This is a genomic window from Paraburkholderia phosphatilytica (assembly GCF_003443895.1).
GTDB lineage: Bacteria > Pseudomonadota > Gammaproteobacteria > Burkholderiales > Burkholderiaceae > Paraburkholderia > Paraburkholderia phosphatilytica.
The window spans coordinates 19,455-42,786 of the sequence record NZ_QQOA01000014.1 but is presented as its reverse complement, the minus strand read 5'-3'; the positions used below and the strand labels follow the sequence as shown (position 1 = coordinate 42,786).

Here is a 23,332-nt window from a genome sequence, read left to right as displayed (position 1 = left end):
ATTTCGGCGTAACGGGCGGGTTCGCCGTCCTTGTCACTGTCGTGCGGCAGCCCACCCGGTCAAGGATTGCATGTCAGACCGGCGTGAACATCGGGATGGCGACGCCGCTTTCGGATCTCTTGAAAACTACCCGAACCCGCTGCCCAATTGCGATCGCGTCACAGTCGGTGTCGACGATATTGGTGAGCATCTTGGGACCGTCGTCCAGCTTCACATAAGCGATGCAATAGGGTGCCCCAGTGCCTCGCCGCATGACGCTGTACGAGTAGATTTCGCCAGTTCCAGCGGCCTCCTTCCACGACAGGTCGGTGCTCCAGCAGAAAGGGCACAGGGCCCGGGGATAGTGATGAGGCCGGCGGCAGCTCGTGCAGAACCTGAGCACCAGCTGTCCTCTATCGGCCGCCTCGAAGTAAGGCTCGTCACCGGGATTGATAGCGGGATCCTTGATCACGCGTTCTACGACGGTTGAAGTCATGCGAGTTACTCCCTTTCAAGGATGACGGTTGCGCCGCCATGGCGACTTCCGATCGCGCCACCAATGCCAGTGGCGAGAGCAAGCGCGCAGTTCGGTACCTGTACGGACGGATGGGCTTCAGCGCGCAACTGTCTTACCGCCTCGATGATTTTCGTCATTCCGCCGCGATTCGATGGGTGGTTGTTACAGAGGCCGCCGCCGTCGGTGTTGAAGGGCAGCCTTCCCGTGCCGGAGATCAGGTTGCCATCGGCGACGAACCGGCCACCTTCGCCCTTCGGGCAGAACCCGAGGTCCTCAAGCTGTAGGATCACCGTGATGGTGAAGCTGTCGTAGATCGACGCGTACTGGATGTCTGCGGGCGTCACCGCAGCCTCTTCGAAGGCTCGTGGTCCGGTCCACGCGGCTGTCGTGTAGGTGAGGTCGATATCCCCTCCCGTCAGGTGCTTGGCCGACTCGCCGCAGCCAAGCACGCGCACGCGGGGGCGTGAAAGCGACTTTGCGATCTCCGGTCGTGCAATCACGATGGCGCCCCCGCCGTCGCTGACGACGCACGAATCAAGCCGGTGAAGCGGGTCCGAGATCATTGGCGATGCCAGAACGTCCTCGACGGACACGACGGAACGCAGCATCGCATGCTCGTTGTATTGCGCGTGGTGGGAAGCGGCCACCTTGACCCATGCCAGCTGCTCGTTTGTCGTCCCGAATTCGTGCATATGGCGTTTTGCCGCCATTGCATAGAGGTTGAGCGGTACAGGACCGTATGGAATTTCAAACGGAGCGTCGGGGAGGTGGGCGCCCCGGTTGCGCACCTGTGTTCCAGCGCTCCCTTCGGAGTTGGGCCGGCCGGCAAGCGTCACGAGCGCGACATTGCACTTGCCTGCCGCAATCGCCTGCGCGGCGTGCGCCACGTGGATCAGGTATGAGCAGCCGCCCATGTCTGTCGAATCGATGTGGCGCAGCCTCGTCAGATTCAGATAGTCCGACAGCGACCATGCGTTTGCGCCGGGAGCGTCACCAGCGCAGAAAAAGCCGTCGATGTCGTCGCGTGTAAGACCGGCGTCCTCGATCGCACCCTTCGCGACCTCAGCGTGCAGCTGGGCAACAGAGTGATTGGGCGCCTTGCGCAACGGGTGTTCGTAGGCACCGACGATATAGGCCTTGCCTCTGATTGTCATACGGTACGTCTCCTGTCTCAGTGATGCATCCGCAGCGTCAAACCGTCTTGTCGCCGGGGATGTTCAAGGTTTCGATGACTGTATTTTTCCGTTTCTTTGTTCCACTCAGTGGAATCGATGCTATCAGTCAGAACCATGATACCATCGCTTTACGCTCGGAAGTTCTTCTGCGAAACGGACTGAAAATCGCGGAATGACGTGCTCGCGCGTAGTGGAGGTCGCCGCAGGTGGAGGCCGATCCGGTATTTCTGGCTTCATCGGCGCGGCTGCCCGAGCCGGAGGCTACTGATCAGGCGACACCTGATGGCCCGGCATCCATATGGGTTGTCAGCGCTGGCGCGCTGTCATGGAGAAGATCATGATTGAACAGGTGAAAGAAGTGACGACGGAAATTGCTAAGTCTCAGCCGCAGGCGGAATTCAGGATCTGGCAATGCGCTTTGTGTGGTTTTATCTACGACGAGGCGGAGGGTCTGCCGTCGGAAGGCATTGCGCCGGGTACGCGCTGGGAAGACGTGCCGGACGACTGGGTTTGCCCAGAATGCTCGGTAGGTAAGGCCGACTTCGACATGGTGGAGGTCTAGGTCTTCAGCGCAGCGGCTGGGCATGTCCGCGCACCACCTTCGCCGCGCGACTGTCACCCGGGCCGCAGGCAAGAGATGCATTCAGGCAACGGTTCAATGACGCCTTCAGGGTCGGTCGAGCCGGGATCTGGTAGTTCGCACAAAAACGACTCAGCCGCAGATGACGGTTGAAGGAGACACCCATGAACCACTCAGTGCAGTCACCCATCGAAAAGTGGGGTGAAAGCGTCGGCAATTCGGTCGTAACCGACCAGCAGATTCAGCACACGTATCGCAAGGTTGCGTTTCGTCTCGTGCCGTTTCTTTTTCTGTGCTGGGTCGTGAACTACCTCGATCGGGTCAACCTTGGCTTCGCGAAGATGTCGCTCTCCCAGGATCTTGGCCTTTCGGACGCTGCGTACGGTTTGGGGGTTGGTCTCTTTTCGATTGGCTATGTGCTTTTCGAGGTGCCCAGCAATCTGATGCTTGAGAAAATCGGGGCGAGGCTCACCATGACCCGCATCATGGTGCTATGGGGCGCAGTAACGTGTTCGATGATGTTCATCCATAACACCACCCAGTTTTACATTGCACGCATCCTTCTCGGTGCCGCTGAAGCCGGTTTCTACCCTGGGCTTCTGCTTTACCTGACCTACTGGTTCCCGTCGGCTCGACGTGCGCGTATCACTTCACGCTTCCTGCTGTCGATCGCCGTTTCGGGAATCATCGGCGGCCCCATCGCCGGATGGATCCTTCACAGCTTCAACAACGTGGCGGGACTGCGTGACTGGCAGTGGCTTTTCCTGATTGAGGGGCTACCGGCCGTCCTGCTTGGCGTCATCGCCTACTTCTATCTCGACGACAGGCCGAAGGACGCTAAGTGGCTAACAGAGACTGAGAGGCAGATTCTGATCGACAACATCCAGGCAGACAGGAAGTTCAAAGGATCGACTGGCCATCAGGGGTTGGTCGCGGTTCTGCGCGACCCACGAGTCTACGTGGTCGTTCTCGCTTCACTGGTTACGCCAATGCTTGGCATCGTAATGAATTACTGGATTCCCACGATCATTCATCGGGCAGGAGTGAAAGACATTCTGCATGTAGCGCTGCTTTCGGCGATACCGTCGATTTTCGGGGCGATCGGGATGGTTCTGATCGCTCGACATTCCGACAAACGCGTGGAAAGACGCTGGCATTACTTCTTCTCGATCTCGATCGGAGCGGTTGGCCTCGTGCTTCTACCCCAGGTGGGCAGCAATCCCGTGCTGACGATCGGATGCCTCTCGTTGCTCGGCATCGCCTACTACGCGGGCAGTACGATGTTCTGGACGATTCCACCGGCGTATTTCTCGGCCGCATCGGTCGCAGCGGGTATCGCGTTAATGAGCAGCCTGGGACAGGCGGGGTCGCTTCTCACGCCAACCTGGCTCGGATGGCTCATGACGAATACTCACAGCATCGCGATCGGACTGTACACCATCGCGGCAATCGCGCTCGCCGGAGGTGTGATCATCCTGGTCGGCGTGCCGGCCGCCGCGCTGCGGGAACGTCAGGACACTTCAATTTGATCATCATCCCGGCTCCGGGCATGAGCTAACCACGGTAAGAGTGCATGGACACGGCAGAACTGAAAGCGGAATTCGATCTCGACACATCGATCGGTTTCATCGGACTTGGCGCCATGGGCGCGCCTATGGCGCGCCATCTTGCCCGGCAGGGCTACAGGCTGGTCGTCAACGACTTCAACCGTTCGGCGGTCGATTCTGTCGTCGCACTGGGCGCGCACGCGGCGGCTTCGGCCAGGGAAGTGGCAGATCAATGCAGCATTGTCCTGCTGTGTCTGCCGTCTCTACCCGCGATCCGCGATGTCGTCTTCGGTGAAGCCGGTGTTGCCGGTGGTTCTGCCGTTCGTGTCGTGGTCGATTTTTCGACGACGGGAGCGAGCTTCGCCAAAGAAGTCGCGGAAGGCCTTGCGACCCGGGATATAGCGCTGCTCGATTCTCCGATTACAGGAAACGTCACGACCGCAGGTAACGGCACATTGGGAATCATGTGCTCGGGGCCTCGGGCTGCATACGAAAAGGTCGCTGCAGTCGTGGCAACCCTTGCCAGTGCCACGGTGCTCTATCTTGATGAGGAGTCGGGTAAGGCGCAGACCCTTAAATTACTGAACAACCTGTTGTCTGCGACTGGAATGGCGTCGACGTGCGAGGCGTTCATTCTGGGCGTCAAGGGTGGACTTGCGCCGCGACGGATGCTCGAGATTATCAATTCGGGAGACGCGAGTTCCAGTGCCTCGCGGAACAAGTTCGCGCGATCGGTGTTGCCCCGCCGTTTCGATTTCGGCGCACGGATGGCGATTACGGCGAAGGACATCAGCCTGTCGGTCGAAGAAGCGCAGAGTCGCGGCGTACCAATGTGGGTGGCGCAGACCGTCCAGCAGATCTGGAAGTTCGCATCCACGCAGGGAGGAAGCGACCGCGATGGCACCTCCCTGATCACATACCTCGAACCTTGGGCCGGCATCGAGGTTTCCAGCGCGGAAGAGGAGCCGTCCTGCCGGATTTCATTTTCCGAACCCGCGCATCGATCGCTGGTGCTGATCTGCGCCCTCGCGGACGTCCGCGAACTGGCCGACAGACTGGTCGCCTCAGGATACCTCGGCCAGCAAGACGATGAAGACGCGCACCTGATCCGTTTGCGGTTGCCGAACGGTTCCCCGATCGGCGTGACACTTCTCGGCGTAGCAGCGGGGGCAGAAGAGTCGATGGCGGCCGGCATCGCAGAAGCTGCCGATGGCGGTGCCGCAGTTGTGAACATGTGCGCGATGGCCATGAGCAAGGCCGCCAGGATGAAGGCGCTTCTTGGTCCGGGGATCCCGTATTGCGACGCGCTTCACACGGGCACACACCGCGATATTGCGGCAGGCGATGGCGTGATCGTCGTCGGGGGGGATGCCTTGGCCATCGATGCCGCGGGCCATGTGATCGTGAACCTGTGCCGCGACGCCTTCCGGATCGGCTCGGCAGCGGGCGCCGCACATCTGATGCTGAACATCCATGCGTCGCTGTTCGCGACGCTGCTGGTGGTCACGAGCGAAGCGTACGTTGCCGGCGCCAAGGCGGGGTTGACGCCCGGGCAGATGGCGAAAATCATGGGCATCGAAACGGGGCGCAACGCGGCAAGTTCGCGAATTCTGCCTTGCGAGGTGGCAACACGTCACTTCAACTACGGCTTCAGCCTGGGCGAGACGTTCGCCCGACTCACTGCTGCGACCGACGAGGCGCGTCGACTCGGCGTGACCACCTGGATCTTCGACAAGGTACGGGGCATCTACGGCCTCGTGCAGGCGTGCACCGGTCCGACCGACGACGTGACGGCCGTGGCACGGCAGTATGAGCGATGGGCTGGCGTCGAAGTGCGGAGTGTCGAATCGGGTGGCGTCGAGCCGGTTCGGTAGGACGCGCGCTACGCGATGTGCAACTGCTTTTCCGTTTCAGTGAATTCTGTCGCAAAGGTTGGCACAGCATGAACAGGAATGAAGTGATGCAGTCCTCCGGGGCTGCAGGTGTCGCGTTCAAGGGAACGACCCACCGTCCGATTGCGGAACTGGCGAAGTGGGCCGATCTGCTGCGCGAAGATGCGCTCGAACCGGATCTTCCCATCATCGATCCGCATCATCATGTATGGGATGACGAACGTGGACGGTACATGTCCTCGGAACTGATGCACGATCTGTCGAGCGGACACCGTATCGAATCGACGGTCTTCGTGCAGTTCAAGTCCGGATACCGGAAGGACGGCCCGGCGTCGATGCAGCCCGTCGGTGAGGTCGAATTCGCCCGTTCATTCGCGGAGACTTGCGCGATCCAGATGCCGGATGGGCCGCGACTTTGCGAAGGGATCGTCGCTCACGCGGATCTGACTCTCGGAGACGACGTGCAGGCCGTTCTCGACGCGATGGCAGCGGCCGGAGGCAAGCGGCTCAAGGGCATCCGACATGGCGCTACCCGGGACAGCGGCAGCGCCGGGTATGGGCGGACCTTCGCAAAGCCACATCTTCTCTCCGACCCGGCTTTCCGGCGCGGATTCGCAAGACTCGCTCCGATGGGTCTCGCATTCGATGCATGGCTCTTCTACCCGCAACTGCCTGACCTGGTTTCGCTTCTGCGTGATTATCCCGACTCCACGGTAGTCATGGATCATGCGGGGGGTGTCCTCGGCGTTGACCCGCACACTGATCGAGCTGCCGTCTTCAACGCGTGGCGTGAAAACCTGAAGCCGGTCGCCAGTTGCCCGAACGTATCGGTGAAGATCGGTGGACTGGGGATGCTATACGCCGGATGGAATTTCCATCTTCGCGACACGCCGCCGTCCTCCGAAGATCTGGCAAAGCACTGGAGTCCATACGTCGAAACGTGCATAGACCTGTTCGGCCCCGAACGATGCATGTTTGAAAGCAACTTCCCGGTTGACAAGCAGACATGCGGGTACGGTGTTCTCTGGAATGCGTTCAAGCGGATTACCGAGAGCTTCTCGCCGGCAGAAAAGCTCGCGCTCTACAGTGGCACAGCCGCCCAGGTCTACAGCCTCGAGAAACCGGTCGTAAGGCAGCAATAGGCGTTCCTTCGCTGTATCGCTCCCTGCATCGGTCACCGCAAACGCAGGCTCGCGGGTGGAAGCGCCGCCCCGGGCCCCATCGGTATCGGCGCTACTCCCGCTGGCCCACTGGAATTTCAGGCGAGCGCGCCTCACTCCGCAACCGGTCCTTCCTCGCAAGAAAGCACAACGTTACGTCATGTCTATTAGTTTCATTCAGTGGAATGAGTTTCTTTTTTGTTGACTCGAATCCTGTTGCAGTCGTAAAGTCAAATGAACAGGTTCCGTTTTCGCCAGCTTTGGTTCGCATCTGGAAAAGCGGTCCTGACCGAGCCGGCAAGCAGGGCCAGTAAAAATATCGACAGGAGACGGATTTGTCTTATCGCACTGAAACAGTTGCGCAGCGCTACGGCCGCTTCATCGCGGATGCGGATCTTGCAAGCTTCCCGAGCGACGTCGCAGAACACGGAAAGATGCTGGTGGCCAGCACCCTGGCGAGTGCAGCGCTGGGATCGACGCTGCAATCGAGCAAACTGATCAGGAAGCTCGAAAAGGAGCGCGGCGGATTTCCGGTCAGTACGATCTGGTTCGGCGGGTGGGACAGGATGCCAGCCGTAGCCGCCGCGCGCCTGAACGCCCTCATGAGCGATGCGGCTGCGTCCGATGACAGTGACCTTCGCAACATTGTGCATAGCGGTACACAAGCCTGTGCGGCCGCCATGGCCGTGGGTGAAGCCTGCAAGGCAAATGGGCAGCAGGTGCTGGAGGCGGTGGTCGCGGGATATGAAGTCGCGGGAAACATCAATACCGCAATGATCGGCGGCCTGCAACGCAAGGGCTTTCATGGTTGTGTGGTCGCGACCTTTGCTGCGGCTGCAGCTACGGCACGCCTGCTCAGGCTGCAGCCTGAGCAGGCTGCCCATGCGCTGGTTCTCGCAGCAACGTCGTTGGGCGGTCTGCATGCCGTCGCAGCTACGAGCCTCGCGCGCGAATATCACGCGGGCAATGCAGCGATGATGGGCGTGTCGGCTGCCGAAGCTGCGAAGCATGGATACACCGCAGATCTGACTGGTTTCGAGATGCCGAGAGGTTTCTTCGATACGCTTGGCACGGGCAACCACGCACAGGACGTCGTCGGGCAGCTAGGCAGCAAGTGGAGTCTCCAGGCAGAACTGGGCATCAAGCTGGTACCCGGGGGCTCTCCCTTCCATGCGGTTGCGGAAGCCGCGGCCATCGCAGCAGAAAAGGGCGATCTCGATGTGGCCGACATCAAGGAAATCGAATTCACGCTGCCCGACTATCCGTTTCCCGGGCCGAAACACCCGACCGATCTGATCGGTATCGCCCACAGCCCCTTCTACTTCGCTGCTGCGGGCGCGGCTGACCGCGAGTATGGCTGGCAGCATGCGCTTCCTGAAAAGATTGCAGATCCACGCATCCGCTCGCTCTTCGATCGTGTCACGCGGCTCGACATTGACGTTCCGAACAAGATCGACTTCAAGAGCGGCGCGATCGTGCGGATAACGACGGTCGATGGTGCGGTCCACGAGGCTTCCGTGCAAGCGCCAAAGGGCGCGGCGGTTCGTGGTATTCACTGGGCCGAAGTCAGGCAGAAGTATGAGGCGCTCATGCCATACGGTGGGGTGAGCGCAGGGAAGGTGGCCGCGAGTTTCAGTCAGATCCAGGAATTGAACGCACTGACATCCATCAGTGAGTTGATCGACACGATAGAAGCGGATACGCCGTCGTGAGAGGAGACTTGCGCCGCGTTGGCGCAATTGAGTTAACCATCGCGCAACACAGCCGTCATACAGTGCGGTCGCGCGCGAAACTGGAGTGAGGAGATGCAAGTGAAAACACTGAACAGGATTGCAGTCGGGATGCTCGTCGCTGCGACCGGCGCTTTTTCGGGCATTGCTTCATCGGCCGAATTTCCATCCCGAACGATAAGAATCATCGTCCCCGTGTCGGCTGGCGGGTGGGGCGACGTGACGACCCGTGTCGTTGCACAAAAACTCGGTGAGGTGCTTGGCCAGTCCGTACTCGTCGACAACCGGACTGGGGCGGGGGGGTTGGTGGGTATTCGATATACGAAGGAGCAGCCGGCGGACGGATACACCCTGATGTCTACCGGAAGCACCCTTTCCATCCAAGAAGCGGTTAACAAGGAGCCGGGATACGACGCTCTGAAAGACTTTGCTTTCGTAGGAACCTTCGCTCGCTCGCCGGCCCTCGTCGTCGCCGGTGCAAAGTCGAACTACAAGAGCTTCAGCGATCTCGTCGCCGACGCGAAGGCGCATCCCGGACAGATCAGCTTTGGTTCGGCCGGCATCGGAACGACGACGCATATCGCTGCTGCGATGATGCTCAAGCAGGCGAATCTTCAGATGCAGCATGTCCCCTACAAAGGCAACGGCGCGGCCATGCCTGATGTGATAGCAGGACGGGTAAGCTTTATGATCGACGCTTATGGCAGCAGCGCGGCGGGTATTCATGGAGGACTCCTCAAGGCACTCGCCGTCACCAGCGACTCGCGCCTGCCCGTGCTCGCAGACGTTCCCACGACGGCCCAGCAAGGTTTGCCCGGCTTCACCTATTACTACTGGCTCGGGCTGTTCGCACCCGCAGGAACGCCCCCAGACGTCATCAAGAAGCTGAACGACGCGATGTCGAAGGTGCTCAGCGATCCCGCATTGAAAGCGAAACTGCAAGCCCAGGGAACCGAACCGTTCTACAAGACTACTGCAGACTCCGCTGCGTTCCTGAAGAAAGATCTGACCGACAATCAGGACATGATCAAGACGATGGGAATTCCCAGGCAGTAGTCGCGTAAAGCTGAGGAGCAAAGATGCGATCGGTCGTATGTGTCGGAAAACCATCTGGGAAATGGTTGACTGCTTTGCGCAAACTCGATGCCTTGACGTGGGTGAGCGCGGGCGAGGAGCAGGGCATCAGGTTAGCGACCCTCGATTTAACATGCGTCCTGATCGCCTCCGACGTGAGTCCGAAGCTCAGTAGGCAGGTTCTCACCGCCCGGAAGCCAGCATCGAACGCCGTAATCGTGGTGCTGGTAGACGAGCAGTCGCGCGAAGCAGCTCCCTGTCTCGCGACGACGGTGAATGGACCGGTCGTATCGGCCGCATTGGCGCTCGATGAAAAGCCCGGGGGACGTGTTTTTCTGTCCGGTGACGCCGTGGCGAGTGAAACGGCCGCGTCGATCTTCGCGCTGATGTCGTTGGACCCAGTTTATTGCGGCTCCCGTGCGGAGGACGCCCGGCTGGTCGCACTGATCCGGCTTGCAACCTGTGCGCTCGGCCGGATGATGGCCATTGAAGCGGCCGACCTTGGCGCGCGTGCTGGCTTACCCGTCGACCTGGCCGCGTCGGTGATTGGTCGGAGCAGCGGGCGCAGCCGGCAGGCGGAGATATTCTTTGATGGCCTGCTTCATGGGGATCGCGATGAGACCGGAGAGTCGGGGCCGGTCACGAGGATGCTGGGAAACCTCGTCAATGTGGGAATGGCACTGAGCCTGCCGCTTCCCCTGACTTCCGCCGCTCTGGCTCTGTTAAGCCTCGAACCGGTCAATGGCGTCAACGACGGGCAGGATGCGGCAGATCCGTTCGCCGGCTATGAAAGGCTCATAGGACTGCGAAGAGACAAACTGGTAACCAGTAAGGAAGATGAGTCTGCGGAAGCCGATGCCCCGCCTTCGCCGATTATCGGCTACGTCGGGTTGGGGGCAATGGGCAGTGCTCTGGCAATGCAAGCCCTGCGGGTTGCCCGGGAGCTCCACGTTTACGATCCTGATCCTGCGAAGGTCGCGCATCTGAAGAGGGAAGGTGCACGTGCTGCTGCGGACGTCGCTTCACTCGCTGCGGTATGTGACCTGATCTTTCTTTGCGTTCCCAGCGCGAAAGAGGTTGAACAGATCCTCTTTGGTGTCGGCGGGATGTATACAGGCCTGCGCCACGGAACGATCGTGATCGACCAGACGACGTGCAACCCGGCCGAATCCATTCGCTTCGGTGAGCGACTGGCGGTTGCAGGGGTGGCGATGATCGACGCGCCCGTGACAGGCGGGCCCGACGGAGCCCGCAACGGTAGTCTCGTCACGATGTGCGGTGGACAGAAGTCGGCGTTCTCCCGTGTGAGGCCGATACTCGAAGCGATGGGGGGGGAGGTCGTGTATTTCGGAGAGCCGGGTTCCGGGCAGGCGATCAAGCTGGTCAAAAATTCGCTTGGTGCGGGCAACCGGCTGATCGTCTATGAGATGTTGTCCGTAGCAGCAGCTTCCGGCTTGCGGATCGACACGTTGCGCGCTGCCCTGTCGACAGGGGCGAGCGCTTCGGGTGCGCTCGACCGGATCCTGCGCTCAATCATGACGGGCTCTCCTACGGCCGACGCGAGTCTGAGGACGGTCGTTAAAGATCAGCAACTGATCGGTCGCATGGGATGTGCGGCCGGGGCGCCTTTACCCCTGCTCAATCTGGCAAGGACGGTGCTAGAGGCCGGATCAAGAATGTTGGGACAGGCGGCACAGATCGATGAAGTCGGCCGCCTCTATGGAATCGACTCTTTTCAGGGAATCGAGAAATCATGAAAAAGCTTGACCGGTTTTATATCGATGGGAAATGGACGGAGCCTGCAGGTACGGGCCTCTTCGAACTGATCAACCCCGCAACTGAAGACGTGTACGGACACGTTACGCTCGGAAGCGCCGAGGATGTCGACCTGGCGGTCGCTGCAGCCCGACGAGCATTCTCATCCTTCTCCCAGTCGAAGAAGGAATGGCGGATGGAACTGCTTGGCAACGTCGTCGAGTCGATGCTGAAGCGCGAATCGGACCTGATGGATGCGGTAACCGAGGAGATGGGTGCGCCCAGCAGTCTGAAGGGACAGACCGGCACGGCAGTACAGGCCTTCCGCCAGGCAATTGTGACGCTGCGTGACTACTCTTTCGAGCACATGCTCGGCGACAACGTGGTTCGCCGCGAGCCGATCGGTGTCTGTGGCCTTATCTCCGCGTGGAACTGGCCTTTGCAGCTGCTGTGCCAGAAACTGGCATCGGCATTCGCAGCGGGTTGTACCGTCGTCGCGAAGCCGAGCGAATTCACCCCCCTCAGCGCTGTCGTCTTGGCGGAGGCGCTCGACTCGGCGGGAGTTCCGCCGGGAGTGTTCAATCTGGTGAATGGTGATGGCCCGACCGTTGGCGAGGCGATCTCCAGCCATCCCGGCATCGATATGGTTTCGTTCACCGGGTCCACGCGCGCCGGTGTGATGGTGGCTCAGGCTGCGGCCGGCACCGTGAAGCGGGTATGCCAGGAACTGGGTGGGAAGTCTGCCAACATCATTCTGCCTGACGCGGATCTTGTCGCTGCTGCGCGGTTCAATGTCTCCCGGGGCTTTTCGAATACGGGGCAGTCCTGCCATTCTCCGACGCGCATGCTCGTGTCCGAACGTCAGGTCGATACGCTGACCGACCTGATCAGAAAAGAAGCCGCGCAAGTGCGAGTAGGCGATCCGCTCGATTCCGCGACTACCATGGGCCCTGTCGTCAACAGTGCCCAGTTCGCGCGAGTGCAGCGATTTATCGAGAGGGGGATCGAAGAGGGCGCGGCAGTGGTAACAGGTGGCCCCGGCCGGCCGGAAGGGATCACAAGAGGCTTCTTCATCCGACCCACAGTGTTTTCGTCGGTCAAACCGGACATGACAATCGCACAGGAAGAGATTTTCGGGCCGGTGCTTTCGGTCATTTCATATCGGGATGTTGACGAGGCCGTCGAAATCGCTAACGGCACGCGGTATGGGCTCGGAGGCTACATTTTCTCCTCGAATTGGGAACTTGCACGTGAAGTCGCAGAGCGCATGCAGGCGGGCCGGATTTTCCTTAACGGAGCGCCGTCCAATAACGTCGCTCCGATGGGTGGCTACAAGCAGTCAGGTAACGGTCGCGAAATGGGGGTTTTCGGTCTGGAGGAGTACCTCGAGGTCAAAGCGATGCTTGGCTTTGCAGGCGTGCTGTCGTAAGGCTTGCGGCCAGTGTCCGGCGTATGCAGTCGGAGATACGGCCTGCTATTGGGTCAAGTCATTGGCTCGGTCCGCTGCGCCTGGGCATACACGCAGTCGCGAGTGGGCGAGGGTTGACCGGTGCGACGTTTCGCCTAGCGTAGAACATGTGTCGCGACGGGGATTGACTTCGGTATGCTCCCTTGTTCGTGCGCGCCTCGCGTTTCGACGGCTGCGAGCCGTGTTGCTACCAGCATCGGGCGCGTCGCGTCGGAACGTCCGCCCGGAGTCGACGACGAACGTTGCATTTGGTCGCGAGCAAGCGTCTACTCGAGGGCCGGGTGGCAATATCCGGATTGCTCATTCTGCGGCTATCCGGCCGCCGCCTCTCCATTGTGCAAGCGGCTTGAGCTACGTCAATCCACGGTCAATGGCGACTAGGGCTAACGGTTCAGTCGATGCAGGCGCGAGGAATTTGTTGTGGGCGATCACGTGAAAGCAGGTTCGACGTTTCTGACATCTCCACACAACCCGGTCCGGTTCGGATGCCTCTACCTTTCTTATGGAAGTTCCTACCCAGTTCACGCCTTCTGAGACTATCGCGATCATGCCTTTGGCAGTGCAGTTTCGCACGCTCCCAATCTTCAAACGCGCCTGGATTCAGAGTCGCGTGCTATCAGCGCGCCTTCCGAAATGTCTCACGAGGGGATTCTCCAAATGCACTTATGTAGGTCTGGGAAAACCTGTGAAAGTTTGTGAACCCCCAACGAGCTACGATTTGTTCGCAGCTGCCGAGGATGGCATCGTTCAGTAGGTCCTCTCGAACCCGCTCCAGTCGGACCTTGCGCAAAACGTTCATTGGCTTCATGCCTCTGTGACGCATGAAGCCCGCCTGAAGTCCGCGCACGCTTAGCGCGGCCGACTCAGCTATTTGTGATAGACGCAAAGGCTGACCAGCATTGGCATACATAAAATCGATTGCGCGCTTGATTCGCCCTGGTGTGACATCCGAGGGGATAGACTTCAGCTAGTCGGTGTAATTGTGCCTTGCGCTTTGAAGAACGACTGTCAGGTATCGACCCCTTGCTTAGTATGATCGAGCGGCGATCGACGTTTATGGAGTGTGCCGCGAAAGAGTACCGTTCAAGAGATCCAGAGTTCTCACAGAGTGCGTGGCTTGCCGGGCTTCTATCATTGGCGCACATTCCGAACGGGACAGGTCCGGAGGAGTTCATCGGTGCATTGCCCATAAGCCCGTCCATTCAAGAGGCAATCATCGCGCGCGGCGGAGAGTTGGGACGTTTGCTCTTACTTGCGGAGGAGATCGAAGCAGGGCGATTCGATGCAGCTACGACCATCGGTTCAGTTATGGCGCTTGATCGGTAGATGACGAACGCCGACGGATAGCAATTTCTGTAGCCATGCCTGCAGCATGCAACGGACGTCAATGCTTGTCGTGACCGTGGCCGCTGTCGCCCTGAACGACCCGAGGCTTCGATAGCGGTCTGCCAGGCTTACCGCCGATGGGCAAGATGGCGTCTACCAGCGCCTGAAGCTGAGTGAGGTCGTCGAGTTTGGCGCCGGTCGGTATCACCACGAGCGGGATGCCGTACGCGTCGGTGATAAGGTGGCGCGTTGAGCCGTGCCGCGCGCGGTCTGTGGGACTCGATCCCGTTTTTGACGTGCGCCCACAGCACCGATTGAGGAGGAGTCGGCGATCACGCGAGACCAGTTGAATAGTTTGGCGATAAGCGTACGTCGGTCGAATCTGACTCGAAAGGTTTTGACGTTCACACCGCGATGCGATAAACCCGGGCTGCCGTCGCGGAGAATAGATCCTGACGTTCCACCGGCGTTAGATCCGAAGTCATTTTCTTGTACGCATTCCAAAGAGCCCTGTAACTGCACATCGCCTTGTCGACAGGAAAGTTGCTTTCAAACATGCAACGCTTCGGACCAAAAAGATCGATGCATAGACGCATGTAGGGCTTCCAGGCGGCGACCAGTTCATCGGAAGAAGGGGGCGAGGTCCGTTCGTTGAACACAAAGCCTGCGTACCGCATGGCGAGGCCACCGAGTTTCATCACCGTGTTCGGCAGTTCCGATAGATCCTGAATTCTGTCACGCCATTCGGAAAAAACCTCGTCACGCCTGCCCCGATATGGACCAATACCTAGTGGACCACCGGTATGATTAATTATGACGGTCAGATCCGGATGCGCTTCACAGAACTGCGCGACCTCGCCCAGTTGGGTAAAAAACGCCCACAGGTCAAGCGTCATTCCCATCTTCCGGATACAGGTCGCGGCGGCGTGCGCCTGATTCGACTGTAAAACCCCGGCGGGGGCGCTTACCGGAAGTATCTCCCGGTTCTCATGCCAGACGACGGTAGGTCGAATGCCGCGAAACTGTCCTTCGCCGGCTTCGACGTGGGCTTCGAGTGCCGGCTGTACAGCCTGGCCGAGTAGCAGATCGACGGTGCCTACGATGCCCGCACAAATCTGGATAGGCTGATCCGTTTGCGCGGTCCGCGCGGCGATTCTGCGCACAAACTCTGTCTCGCCAACGGGCTTCAGAACTTCGGGGCCATGCTCCCGATACATCGACCGGCACTGTACATGAACCGTCGCGGTGACTTTGTGACCAGACGAAAAGTCTTCCACGGCCTGGTCATAGAGGTATCGATCCCCCGGATGATTCCAGAGGTGATGATGAGGATCGACGACCTCAAGTTCAGGCGCGATGACTTCTTCGGAGTATGTGGCGAGCCAGTCCGCGCGTACAGCGGGGTGCGCTTTCAGCACAGCTTGGATGGATTCGTCAGGCATGCGGGCGAGTAATCCGTAACGACAAGAACGAAGCAACCGTCACGTGGCTGCCGTTTGGTGCGGCCGGCGCGAACGGAGTCCGTCTACGCCGGCAGTATGGATCCTCCGTTCAGGGCACCGTGTTGATCTGGTGCTCGCGTCCACGCTGACCGCCGGCGCTACCCACGAGAGAATAGTGGGGCTTGCTGGCCATGATGGCGATGAGGCTCACGAGACCGATCAGCATTGCGTAACCGAAGAAGAGGCGGATGCCACCGTTCTGATAAGCGATAAGGATGGTCGCGACGATTGGTAGGGGGCCACCGAAGATTGCCCCGGACATCTGATATCCCGCGGAAATTCCAGTGTACCGGACCGATGTGGGGAACATATCCGAAAAAAGCGAAGCCTGCGAACTATGGCAAGCGGCGTGTCCCACGCCAAGTACCCAGACGTAGCCTGCGACCATGCCGGCGTAGGAGCGGGCCTCGACGGCGAGACAAAACGGAATTGCACCGATAAGAAGTGCAGCAATACCCCAGACGAATACCTTTCGACGCCCGATCCTGTCGGAGAGAATCCCATAGACCGGGATCATCAGCATTTCCACTGCCGCGCCGATCGATACGGCGATCAGCATGTCAGCCTGGTTCATCTTGAGCTTCGATACCGCATACGACACCATCGCCACGGCGCAGGTATAGAAAAACGTGTTGGGCGCCGCCTGGGCGAACAGTACGCCTAGGAGTTGCCGCGGGAACTCGCGGAGCACGGTCATCACAGGTAGTTTTTCGATATTTCCCGCGGCCTTTGCCTTCACGAACGCCGGCGACTCGGCAACCCTGTTCCGGATATAGATGCCAACCATCAGCATCGCTGCACTCAGCACGAATGGCACACGCCAACCCCAATTCATTAGCGCCTGTTTGTCGAGCGTCGTCATTGCCAGGAAGGTCAGATTTCCGAGCAGGAGACCGAAGAATGCTGCACTCTGGGGAACGCTGCCGAACAGGCCGCGTCGCGATTCATCGGCGTGCTCGACTACAGCCACGATCGCACCACCGTACTCGGCGCCCGCCGACAGACCCTGCACGATGCGAAGCAGGACAAGGAGAACCGCACCGACGTATCCGGCACTCTCGTATGTAGGCAGCAACCCGATGAGCGTCGTCGCGGCTCCCATGATGATGAAGCTCCACAACAGCGTAGTCTTGCGGCCGATCCTGTCGCCCAGGTGTCCGGCGACCACGCCTCCGATCGGGCGGACCAGCCACGCCGTCGCGAACGTCATGAAACCGAAAATGGTTCCCATCGTAGGATCGACGGCAGGGAAAAACAGCTTGTTGAGGAAGAGTGCTGAGACCGTGCCGAAGATGAAAAAGTCGTACCACTCGATTGTCGATCCGATGAACGTGGATGCAATGATCAGTCGCTTTTGCCGCGCGGTCGATGCTGTGCTTGCCATCGTCTGTCTCCGTAATTTTTCGATATCGTTCTAGCGATCAGGCTGCAGATGCTCGACCACCGGAAAGCAATCTATTCCGATTCTAGGCAAGGGTCAATATTTTTAGAATTGGTTTCGATCAGTGGAACTTTAATGTTTCAACATGTGGGCCTCATAATCGGGCTTGGAGCACTCAGGGCGGCGAGCGCCCACCGGCCTTAACCGGCCGCATTTGATAAGGGATAGTTCATGAAGGTTCTTCTCACCGGTGGTGCGGGATTTCTCGGTGCGTATATTTTCAACGCCTTGCGCAGCGCAGGACATGACGTCCACTTGTACGACCGTGCGCACGTCATGTCGGACCTTGCGTCGGTTGCGCCGGAACTGGCGGGCGTCCTGAGTCTGGGCGAAATTTCCGACGTCGCAGCACTGTCCGCGGTCTGCGAGGAAGTCAAGCCGGACGCCGTGGTGCATGCGGCGGCGCGCGTAGGTTTCGAGCCGTCGCTTGAGGATCCCGGTGGTTTTTACCAGACCAACGTCATGGGGTTCGTCAACGTATGCGAAGTCGCACGCAAGCATGAGGTGAAAAAGGTTGTCCTGATCTCGAGTAACACGGCGTGCCATGCCGGAGTGGGTTCTGTCCAGAAGGAAACCGATCCGGTCTTTTCTGTATCTAACGCGAATCCCTCCGCGCACTATGGGACTTCCAAGATGATCGCGGAAGCCATTGGCATGTCGTACAGCCAGTTTCACGGGATCGATTTTCTCGCACTTCGGATTGCTGCGGTGTATGGATTCGGTATGCGCACGCCGCTTTACATCAAGCCGATGGTCGAGAATGCCGTTGACGGACTAAAAACGGTGTTCGCGACTGGGGGGCGAATGAAGCGGGACCTGACTCACGTGCTCGACGTGAGTCGCGCCGTGGCGAAAGCGGTGGATTACGAAGGCCCGTATGCGGGACGCTCGCATGTCGTTAATGTCGCTGCAGGAAATCTGGTATCGCCAGCTGAGATTGCGGAAATCGTTCGCCATACCGTAAATGGCGCCGACATCGACATCGGTGACGCATTGACTCCGCTTGAGGAAGAAAACGTCAAGAGTCGGGTGCCGCTGGACATCACGTTGGCAAGGGATCTCCTCGACTGGACACCACAGTTGCAGATTAGACAGGGTGTCGCCGAGTACGCGGCCAGGTACCGGACGTACCGGAACGGCCAGACCCGTTGAACAGGATAATCGACGGCAGGCCGGCCATGAACGAACATGGCCGGCACTATATTTCTCGTTCTCGTACTGGCAAGCCCGATTTTTGCGAACCCGCGCCGACGACGTCCGGGGAAATTGCTACGTTAGAACTTGTGGCGAATGCCGAAGCGTACGGCGACCTGATGATTCGAGGTCGAAGGGGTCAACTGATTGATAGACGCGACGGCGGTCTTGCCGGTGGAGTCCGTTCCGTGCGCCTGCTGGAAAGTCGCAACCGTATAGACGTCCGTCCGCTTCGAAAGGAAGTAGTCTGCACCAGCCGACTCCTGATGATAGGTGGCCGAGCTTTGCTCCGATGCACCGCTATTGTGGGTATAGTCGTATGCGACGCCGGCAACGAGCGCTGGAGTAATCTGATACTTGAAGTTCACCTCGGCGTTGTTGAACGTGGCGGTGCCAGAAATGCCACCAGCGGGTACCGGGCCTGTTGTCCTGTCGCCGAGGCTCATGAATTTCGTGTTCGAATAAGTCGCTCCAAAGCTCGCGGCGCCAAATGTATAAGCACCACCTGCTCCGATGACCTGTAACGTATGTGCTGACGCGTATCCGGAAATGACGGGGGACGATCCGAGATTTGATCCGGGGACGCCATTAACAGTCGAGGCCGGCGATCCGCCCCCACCGTAGAACGAGACATTGGGGTTCCGGACGTTCAGGTAGCCTACGCCAGCGAGGAGGGGGCCATTGGCGTAATTGGCCCCCAGCGACCAGATCTGGTTGCGACTTACGTTGCCCGCAACCCCACCGAGAGAGTAAGTGCCGCCGAACGTGAGCCCGGCGATCGGCTTGCTCGTGTACTTGATTTCGTTGTTGACCCGATAGGTGTTATTGAAGTTGTCGAGATCGGCTGGATGTGCAGCCATGTACCCGCCCCATTGATCGCCGACCTCGAACTGACCAAGGTTGTCGACGACCATGTCGTACTGGCGACCGAGGGTCACGGTCCCATACTGGCTGCTCAATCCGACGTATGCCTGCCGGCCGAAAATCAGACCGCCTTGACCGAGCTTGCCGTTGTTCACGTCGAACCCGCTTTCGAGGACGAAGAGAGCATTGAATCCGCCGCCGAGATCCTCACGCCCCCGCAAACCCCAACGACTTCCGTTGAGAACGCCACTCGACAGGTTGTAGAGACGTTCACCTCCCGCATTGCTGTTGTAGTTGACCCCTTCATCGATGATGCCGTACAACGTCACACTGCTTTGTGCGAAAGCCGACACGTTAGTAATGCCAAGTGCTGCTAGGAACAAGAATTTCATTTTCATTGCCTGTCTCCGATTTTATTGATAGGTAAGCTAAGAGATAGTCGTATCTCCAAACGACTCGCGGAAGGATCCTAAATTCGTTTTCGCTGACGCCGCGTCGCTGACGTCGAGGCGTCTGCGCATCTGTTTCGGCTCAATAGGGGAACGGGTCGGGACGTGAAGCACCATCTCGGAAGGGCTTTTTTCCGAACTGGCGCGGACTTGTCTCTAAGGTTCTCGTCTTGCAGCGATTCACAGGAACCACGCGTGTAGAAATCTAGTAAGGACGATTTGACGCGTCAACTTTTTAGCACCGGTTCCGATGTTCGAAACCAAAGGGCGGGAGAAATGAGCGACCCCTGCAAGGGGGATTCGGGTCCATCCCGATTACGGGGCGGCTTGCGGAAATGCGACGCGGACAGGAACCTCGCTCAGGTGTCGCTATCCGTAGAAGAAGATGTGCCAGTACTAGCGTACGCTTCGTCCAACCACGCAAGTGCTCGCGCGGTCGCAGAGGCGACGAGGGTAACCCCCAGTCCTGCCATTAGCACGCCGCGCAACTGTGTTGCGCTCGCGCCTAGCGTCAACGCGCGCTGAGCATGAACCTTGAACGCAGTTTCTTCTCCCAATACCGCAAACTGGACGGTGAGCACAACTTCGCTTAGGGCTGCATCGACATCGGCATGCCGTAAAAGCACTGCGCGCATTCGACGGTAATGCTCCATGGCCTCGGGATTCGCCTCGGCGAGTCGTTTAGACGAGGGCGTTCGGGGGGGGGGCGGTCTTCATGATGGGAATGCCGAAAATGAGTTCTCGTCGAGAAAAGCCTTGCTGCCGTCAAGGAACACCTATCCATATTCGGTGTGGTTGGTAATCTTCCATATCAACTATGCGAGGCGCCGGCGAAACCATGCAGATTCTGAAGGTGGACGGAAACAGGGATTGCTTTGCGCGGTCGCCCTTACATCAGAAATACGCCTTTGCCACCACTCTGGCGGTTGAACTTCTCGTAGGCCGCACCTGCCTGATCGAGACTCCACCGATCAGTAAATAGGGGGTCCAGTTTGATACCACGGGAAACGATGAAGTCTGCGCATGCCTTTTGCGCGGGTATTGACATGGTCCATGACGTCAGAATGCGCAGTTGACTACGCAAAAATTCAGACAGAGAGATCGTAAGCTCTGCCCCTAGCCCAACGAGGCAGATTGTTCCCCACGGTTCAACGCATTTGAGGGCATCTTGACCGGCACGAGCGACGCCGGAAGTTTCCAATGCCATCGTCGCTCCCCGTCCTCCGGTCATGTCTCGAATCATCTCTGGGATCTTTCCATCTCGCGGGTTAAGCGCGATATCGGCCCCGAACTGCCTGGCGTGTTTAAGCCGCACTTCATCGACGTCAAGTGCGATGATCCGGGCTCCTTGAGCCTTCGCAAGAAGCGTCGCGGACAGCCCGACCGGCCCCTGGCCGAAAATTGCGACGGTGTCTCGACCCGTCAATTTCATGCGTTCAAATGCACCCCATGCGGTACCGGTCCCGCAGGAAATCGCCGCGCCTGCCTCGAAGCTCAAATTGTCGTCAAGGGGAACCAACGTGTCCGCGCGGACTTTCATGTAGGGAGCGTGCGCACCGTGAGCGTTAGCGCTATAAACCGTGAGCGGACCATTCCGGCACATTTGTGGCCAGCCTGAGCGGCAGTCGATGCATCCCGCGCATCCGTGATAGTGATGGACCATCACCCGGGCACCGATCCGGGCGTATGGACTAACGACGCCTGGCGCTACAGCAACGACGACACCACACGGCTCGTGTCCAGCAATCATCGCATCAACCACGGCGTTGGCAGGACGACGATAGAAATGCAGGTCACTGCCGCACATCCCCGAAGCCTTGATCTCGAGAACAACTTCCCCGGGACCAGGCGTTGGATCGGGAACGGCAAGCAAGTCAAGTTTGCAATCGCCTTGGAAAACGATTCCGTGCATTTAACTCCTCCCTTTGATTCTCGACGTACGCTTTGCAGGGCGCGGCAATAAGCATGTCAAATTGTTCATATGGTTCCGATGAATGGAATCGATGCTATTCAACAGAATTCATGCTACTCTGGATTTGTGTGCTAAGGGAAGTGTTGTCGTCGCAATATCCGATGGCCGCATGTCAGAAGGCGGTTCGTCGGGCAATTGGAACTGATCGGGCACTTCTCAAATGCGTGCTGTAGCGGAGCGTAAGCCACAGGAAAGTGATCGCTGCGGAAGTTGCAAAAAATCAGCAGCCTGCTTCTATCAGGTGGCTACCAAAAAGGAGGAGACAAATGAAGAGGACAAGTCCATGGCGCGCCCTTGCAGCAGGCTCAATCGGAAATTTTGGCGAACTCTATGACTTCGCCGTGTTTGGCTTCTCAGTGCCCATTCTGGCGGCGAATTTCTTTCCAGGAGGAAATCGAGTCACTGCGATCCTGAGCACGTTTGCGGTGTATGCCGTCGCTTTCCTTGCACGCCCGCTGGGCGGACTGTTCTTCGGCATGCTCGCTGACCGAATCGGGCGAGTGAAAGTCATGGCCGCCACAGTATGGTTAATGGCGCTTGGAACCGCATCCATGGGTATGCTGCCAACTTACGCCGAGGTCGGAATCATCGCGCCTATCCTGCTTGTGACCTGCCGGTTCGGACAAGGACTTGCGATTGGCGGTGAAACTTCGGGGTCGACGAGTTATATCGTCGAGGCGGCTCCGCCTGATCGCCGGGGAAGATGGGTAGGTTTCACGCTGATTTTTTCGCATTTGCCGCAAGCCTTCGCAGCGTTTGCGCTACTCGGGCTGCAGTTTGCGGCCGGGTCCGCGGCTTACAACGAGTGGCTCTGGCGCCTTCCTTTTCTTTTGGGTGGACTGATTGGGATAGTCGGATTCTGGCTTCGCCGAAGCATTGATGAACCGGAAGAGTTCAAACAGGCTACCGGAGAATCTGGCGCGGGCAGTCCTCTGCGGGCGTTATTCACCTCTGGTGGTTTCAGGAGCATGCTGAACGTTCTCAGGATTCAACCGGTCTATTCGGTTGGCGCGTATCTGCTTCTCGGCTTCATGTACACCTTCCTTGTAAGAGTGGCGAAGCTTGAGCCACTTTCAGCTCTTTTTTCCAACGCGGCTTCGATCGTTGTGCTTGCCCTGGTTTTGCCACTAGGCGGTATGTTGAGTGACCGCTTTGGTCGGAAAAAAATACTATCCCTCGGCGCCGCGTGGGTTGCACTTGCAGCTTACCCGGCCATTCACCTTGCCAGCAGCGGGACATTCTCCGGTGCTATTTTGGGTCAGCTTCTTTTCGCGTTAGGTCTCGGCATCAATGGCGGTGCGAGTTTTGTCGCAGCGCCGGAGTTTTTCCCCACGTCTTTCAGAGCTACGGGACATGCGATTTCCTATCAAATTAGTGTCGCAGTATTTGGAGGCACTTGTCCTTTCGTTGCCGCGCTGCTGACGCAGGTGATGGACACGCCGCTGGCACCATCTTTCTACGTTGCGTTGATTGCGGTTGGCTGTTTGATCGGAACTCAGTTCGTACCGGAGACGCGAGGTGTTAGGCTGCGCACGTCGGTCGAATCGGACTCCGGCCTCGTCGAAGATGTGATTCAGGATGCGCGATGAAGAAGGGAATGTCGTGCCCTTAACATTCAACGAAACAGCGAAGCGATCCTGTGCTTTCGTCCTGTGCAAGTTACCAGGGAACGGGTGGAAAGTGAAGCTGCGACCGCTCGCGCTCGGC

Annotated in this window: 18 protein-coding genes and 1 pseudogene; 10 read left to right on the top strand and 9 right to left on the bottom strand. The window is 58.7% G+C overall.

The features are described 5' to 3' along the window. Positions 1-73: 73 nt before the first annotated feature. The gene (locus tag DVS29_RS16850) at positions 74-475 is read right to left on the bottom strand and encodes a Zn-ribbon domain-containing OB-fold protein (RefSeq protein ID WP_118181609.1); all 402 of its coding nucleotides are present in this window, start codon (positions 473-475) and stop codon (positions 74-76) included. A gap of 5 nt (positions 476-480) precedes the next feature. Beyond that, positions 481-1,650, bottom strand: a complete 1,170-nt coding sequence (locus DVS29_RS16845; RefSeq protein ID WP_118181608.1) for a thiolase domain-containing protein — start codon at positions 1,648-1,650, stop codon at positions 481-483. 346 nt (positions 1,651-1,996) lie between these two features. Between DVS29_RS16845 and DVS29_RS16840 the strand changes: the two genes are divergently transcribed. After that, entirely contained in the window at positions 1,997-2,233 is a 237-nt protein-coding gene (locus DVS29_RS16840; protein ID WP_205962466.1) for a rubredoxin, read from the top strand. Positions 2,234-2,237: 4 nt separating this feature from the next. Here the strand turns inward: DVS29_RS16840 and DVS29_RS36910 are convergent, their stop codons facing one another. Beyond that, on the bottom strand, positions 2,238-2,417 hold the full coding sequence (locus tag DVS29_RS36910) for a hypothetical protein (protein WP_124800660.1): 180 nt from the start codon (positions 2,415-2,417) through the stop codon (positions 2,238-2,240). Between DVS29_RS36910 and DVS29_RS16835 the strand changes: the two genes are divergently transcribed. The 7 genes from DVS29_RS16835 to DVS29_RS16805 all read left to right on the top strand — a co-directional run bounded on the left by DVS29_RS16835 (position 2,416) and on the right by DVS29_RS16805 (position 12,838). Further along, on the top strand, positions 2,416-3,780 hold the full coding sequence (locus DVS29_RS16835; RefSeq protein WP_240655653.1) for an MFS transporter: 1,365 nt from the start codon (positions 2,416-2,418) through the stop codon (positions 3,778-3,780). The genes DVS29_RS36910 and DVS29_RS16835 overlap by 2 nt on opposite strands. A gap of 44 nt (positions 3,781-3,824) precedes the next feature. Beyond that, the gene (locus tag DVS29_RS16830) at positions 3,825-5,672 is read left to right on the top strand and encodes an NAD-binding protein (protein ID WP_118181607.1); all 1,848 of its coding nucleotides are present in this window, start codon (positions 3,825-3,827) and stop codon (positions 5,670-5,672) included. Positions 5,673-5,740: 68 nt separating this feature from the next. Further along, complete coding sequence (locus DVS29_RS16825; RefSeq protein WP_240655652.1) at positions 5,741-6,832, top strand: amidohydrolase family protein; 1,092 nt, start codon at positions 5,741-5,743, stop codon at positions 6,830-6,832. Between the two features lie 353 nt (positions 6,833-7,185). After that, on the top strand, positions 7,186-8,562 hold the full coding sequence (locus tag DVS29_RS16820) for an MmgE/PrpD family protein (RefSeq protein ID WP_118181605.1): 1,377 nt from the start codon (positions 7,186-7,188) through the stop codon (positions 8,560-8,562). Positions 8,563-8,661: 99 nt separating this feature from the next. Further along, entirely contained in the window at positions 8,662-9,636 is a 975-nt protein-coding gene (locus tag DVS29_RS16815) for a Bug family tripartite tricarboxylate transporter substrate binding protein (protein ID WP_240655651.1), read from the top strand. A 23-nt stretch (positions 9,637-9,659) separates the two neighbouring features. Next, positions 9,660-11,411 (top strand): NAD(P)-binding domain-containing protein, encoded by a 1,752-nt coding sequence (locus tag DVS29_RS16810; protein WP_118181604.1) that lies wholly within the window; start codon positions 9,660-9,662, stop codon positions 11,409-11,411. Next, positions 11,408-12,838 (top strand): aldehyde dehydrogenase family protein, encoded by a 1,431-nt coding sequence (locus DVS29_RS16805; RefSeq protein ID WP_118181603.1) that lies wholly within the window; start codon positions 11,408-11,410, stop codon positions 12,836-12,838. Before DVS29_RS16810 ends, DVS29_RS16805 begins: the two co-directional genes overlap by 4 nt. Before the next feature lie 655 nt (positions 12,839-13,493). Here DVS29_RS16805 and DVS29_RS38335 read toward each other — a convergent pair. The 4 genes and pseudogenes from DVS29_RS38335 to DVS29_RS16785 all read right to left on the bottom strand — a co-directional run bounded on the left by DVS29_RS38335 (position 13,494) and on the right by DVS29_RS16785 (position 17,089). After that, entirely contained in the window at positions 13,494-13,787 is a 294-nt protein-coding gene (locus DVS29_RS38335) for a helix-turn-helix domain-containing protein (protein ID WP_118181602.1), read from the bottom strand. A 477-nt stretch (positions 13,788-14,264) separates the two neighbouring features. Beyond that, positions 14,265-14,554, bottom strand: a pseudogene (locus tag DVS29_RS37845) (transposase); the annotation flags it as partial. Positions 14,555-14,607: 53 nt separating this feature from the next. Next, positions 14,608-15,645 (bottom strand): amidohydrolase family protein, encoded by a 1,038-nt coding sequence (locus DVS29_RS16790; protein ID WP_118181600.1) that lies wholly within the window; start codon positions 15,643-15,645, stop codon positions 14,608-14,610. Between the two features lie 109 nt (positions 15,646-15,754). After that, on the bottom strand, positions 15,755-17,089 hold the full coding sequence (locus tag DVS29_RS16785; RefSeq protein WP_118181599.1) for an MFS transporter: 1,335 nt from the start codon (positions 17,087-17,089) through the stop codon (positions 15,755-15,757). Between the two features lie 228 nt (positions 17,090-17,317). Between DVS29_RS16785 and DVS29_RS16780 the strand changes: the two genes are divergently transcribed. Next, positions 17,318-18,298: an NAD-dependent epimerase/dehydratase family protein gene (locus DVS29_RS16780; protein WP_118181598.1), complete on the top strand. Its 981-nt coding sequence runs from the start codon at positions 17,318-17,320 to the stop codon at positions 18,296-18,298. Positions 18,299-18,420: 122 nt separating this feature from the next. Here DVS29_RS16780 and DVS29_RS16775 read toward each other — a convergent pair whose 3' ends face one another. Both DVS29_RS16775 and DVS29_RS16770 read right to left on the bottom strand, forming a co-directional pair. After that, on the bottom strand, positions 18,421-19,602 hold the full coding sequence (locus tag DVS29_RS16775; protein ID WP_118181597.1) for a porin: 1,182 nt from the start codon (positions 19,600-19,602) through the stop codon (positions 18,421-18,423). Between the two features lie 940 nt (positions 19,603-20,542). Further along, positions 20,543-21,565 carry a zinc-dependent alcohol dehydrogenase family protein gene (locus DVS29_RS16770; protein ID WP_118181596.1) on the bottom strand — a complete coding sequence of 341 codons (1,023 nt, stop codon included), beginning with the start codon at positions 21,563-21,565 and terminating at the stop codon, positions 20,543-20,545. 326 nt (positions 21,566-21,891) lie between these two features. Between DVS29_RS16770 and DVS29_RS16765 the strand changes: the two genes are divergently transcribed. Then, on the top strand, positions 21,892-23,214 hold the full coding sequence (locus tag DVS29_RS16765) for an MFS transporter (RefSeq protein WP_118181595.1): 1,323 nt from the start codon (positions 21,892-21,894) through the stop codon (positions 23,212-23,214). The last annotated feature ends 118 nt before the right edge of the window (positions 23,215-23,332 follow it).

Excerpts from the sequence above, each read along its gene's own strand:
- DVS29_RS16850 (WP_118181609.1), bottom strand. The coding sequence starts at position 475 with ATGACTTCAACCGTCGTAGAACGCGTGATCAAGGATCCCGCTATCAAT.
- DVS29_RS16845 (WP_118181608.1), bottom strand. The coding sequence starts at position 1,650 with ATGACAATCAGAGGCAAGGCCTATATCGTCGGTGCCTACGAACACCCG.
- DVS29_RS16840 (WP_205962466.1), top strand. The coding sequence starts at position 1,997 with ATGGAGAAGATCATGATTGAACAGGTGAAAGAAGTGACGACGGAAATT.
- DVS29_RS16835 (WP_240655653.1), top strand. The coding sequence starts at position 2,416 with ATGAACCACTCAGTGCAGTCACCCATCGAAAAGTGGGGTGAAAGCGTC.
- DVS29_RS36910 (WP_124800660.1), bottom strand. The coding sequence starts at position 2,417 with ATGGGTGTCTCCTTCAACCGTCATCTGCGGCTGAGTCGTTTTTGTGCG.
- DVS29_RS16830 (WP_118181607.1), top strand. The coding sequence starts at position 3,825 with ATGGACACGGCAGAACTGAAAGCGGAATTCGATCTCGACACATCGATC.
- DVS29_RS16825 (WP_240655652.1), top strand. The coding sequence starts at position 5,741 with ATGAACAGGAATGAAGTGATGCAGTCCTCCGGGGCTGCAGGTGTCGCG.
- DVS29_RS16810 (WP_118181604.1), top strand. The coding sequence starts at position 9,660 with ATGCGATCGGTCGTATGTGTCGGAAAACCATCTGGGAAATGGTTGACT.
- DVS29_RS16805 (WP_118181603.1), top strand. The coding sequence starts at position 11,408 with ATGAAAAAGCTTGACCGGTTTTATATCGATGGGAAATGGACGGAGCCT.
- DVS29_RS38335 (WP_118181602.1), bottom strand. The coding sequence starts at position 13,787 with ATGTATGCCAATGCTGGTCAGCCTTTGCGTCTATCACAAATAGCTGAG.
- DVS29_RS16790 (WP_118181600.1), bottom strand. The coding sequence starts at position 15,645 with ATGCCTGACGAATCCATCCAAGCTGTGCTGAAAGCGCACCCCGCTGTA.
- DVS29_RS16785 (WP_118181599.1), bottom strand. The coding sequence starts at position 17,089 with ATGGCAAGCACAGCATCGACCGCGCGGCAAAAGCGACTGATCATTGCA.
- DVS29_RS16780 (WP_118181598.1), top strand. The coding sequence starts at position 17,318 with ATGAAGGTTCTTCTCACCGGTGGTGCGGGATTTCTCGGTGCGTATATT.
- DVS29_RS16775 (WP_118181597.1), bottom strand. The coding sequence starts at position 19,602 with ATGAAAATGAAATTCTTGTTCCTAGCAGCACTTGGCATTACTAACGTG.
- DVS29_RS16770 (WP_118181596.1), bottom strand. The coding sequence starts at position 21,565 with ATGCACGGAATCGTTTTCCAAGGCGATTGCAAACTTGACTTGCTTGCC.
- DVS29_RS16765 (WP_118181595.1), top strand. The coding sequence starts at position 21,892 with ATGAAGAGGACAAGTCCATGGCGCGCCCTTGCAGCAGGCTCAATCGGA.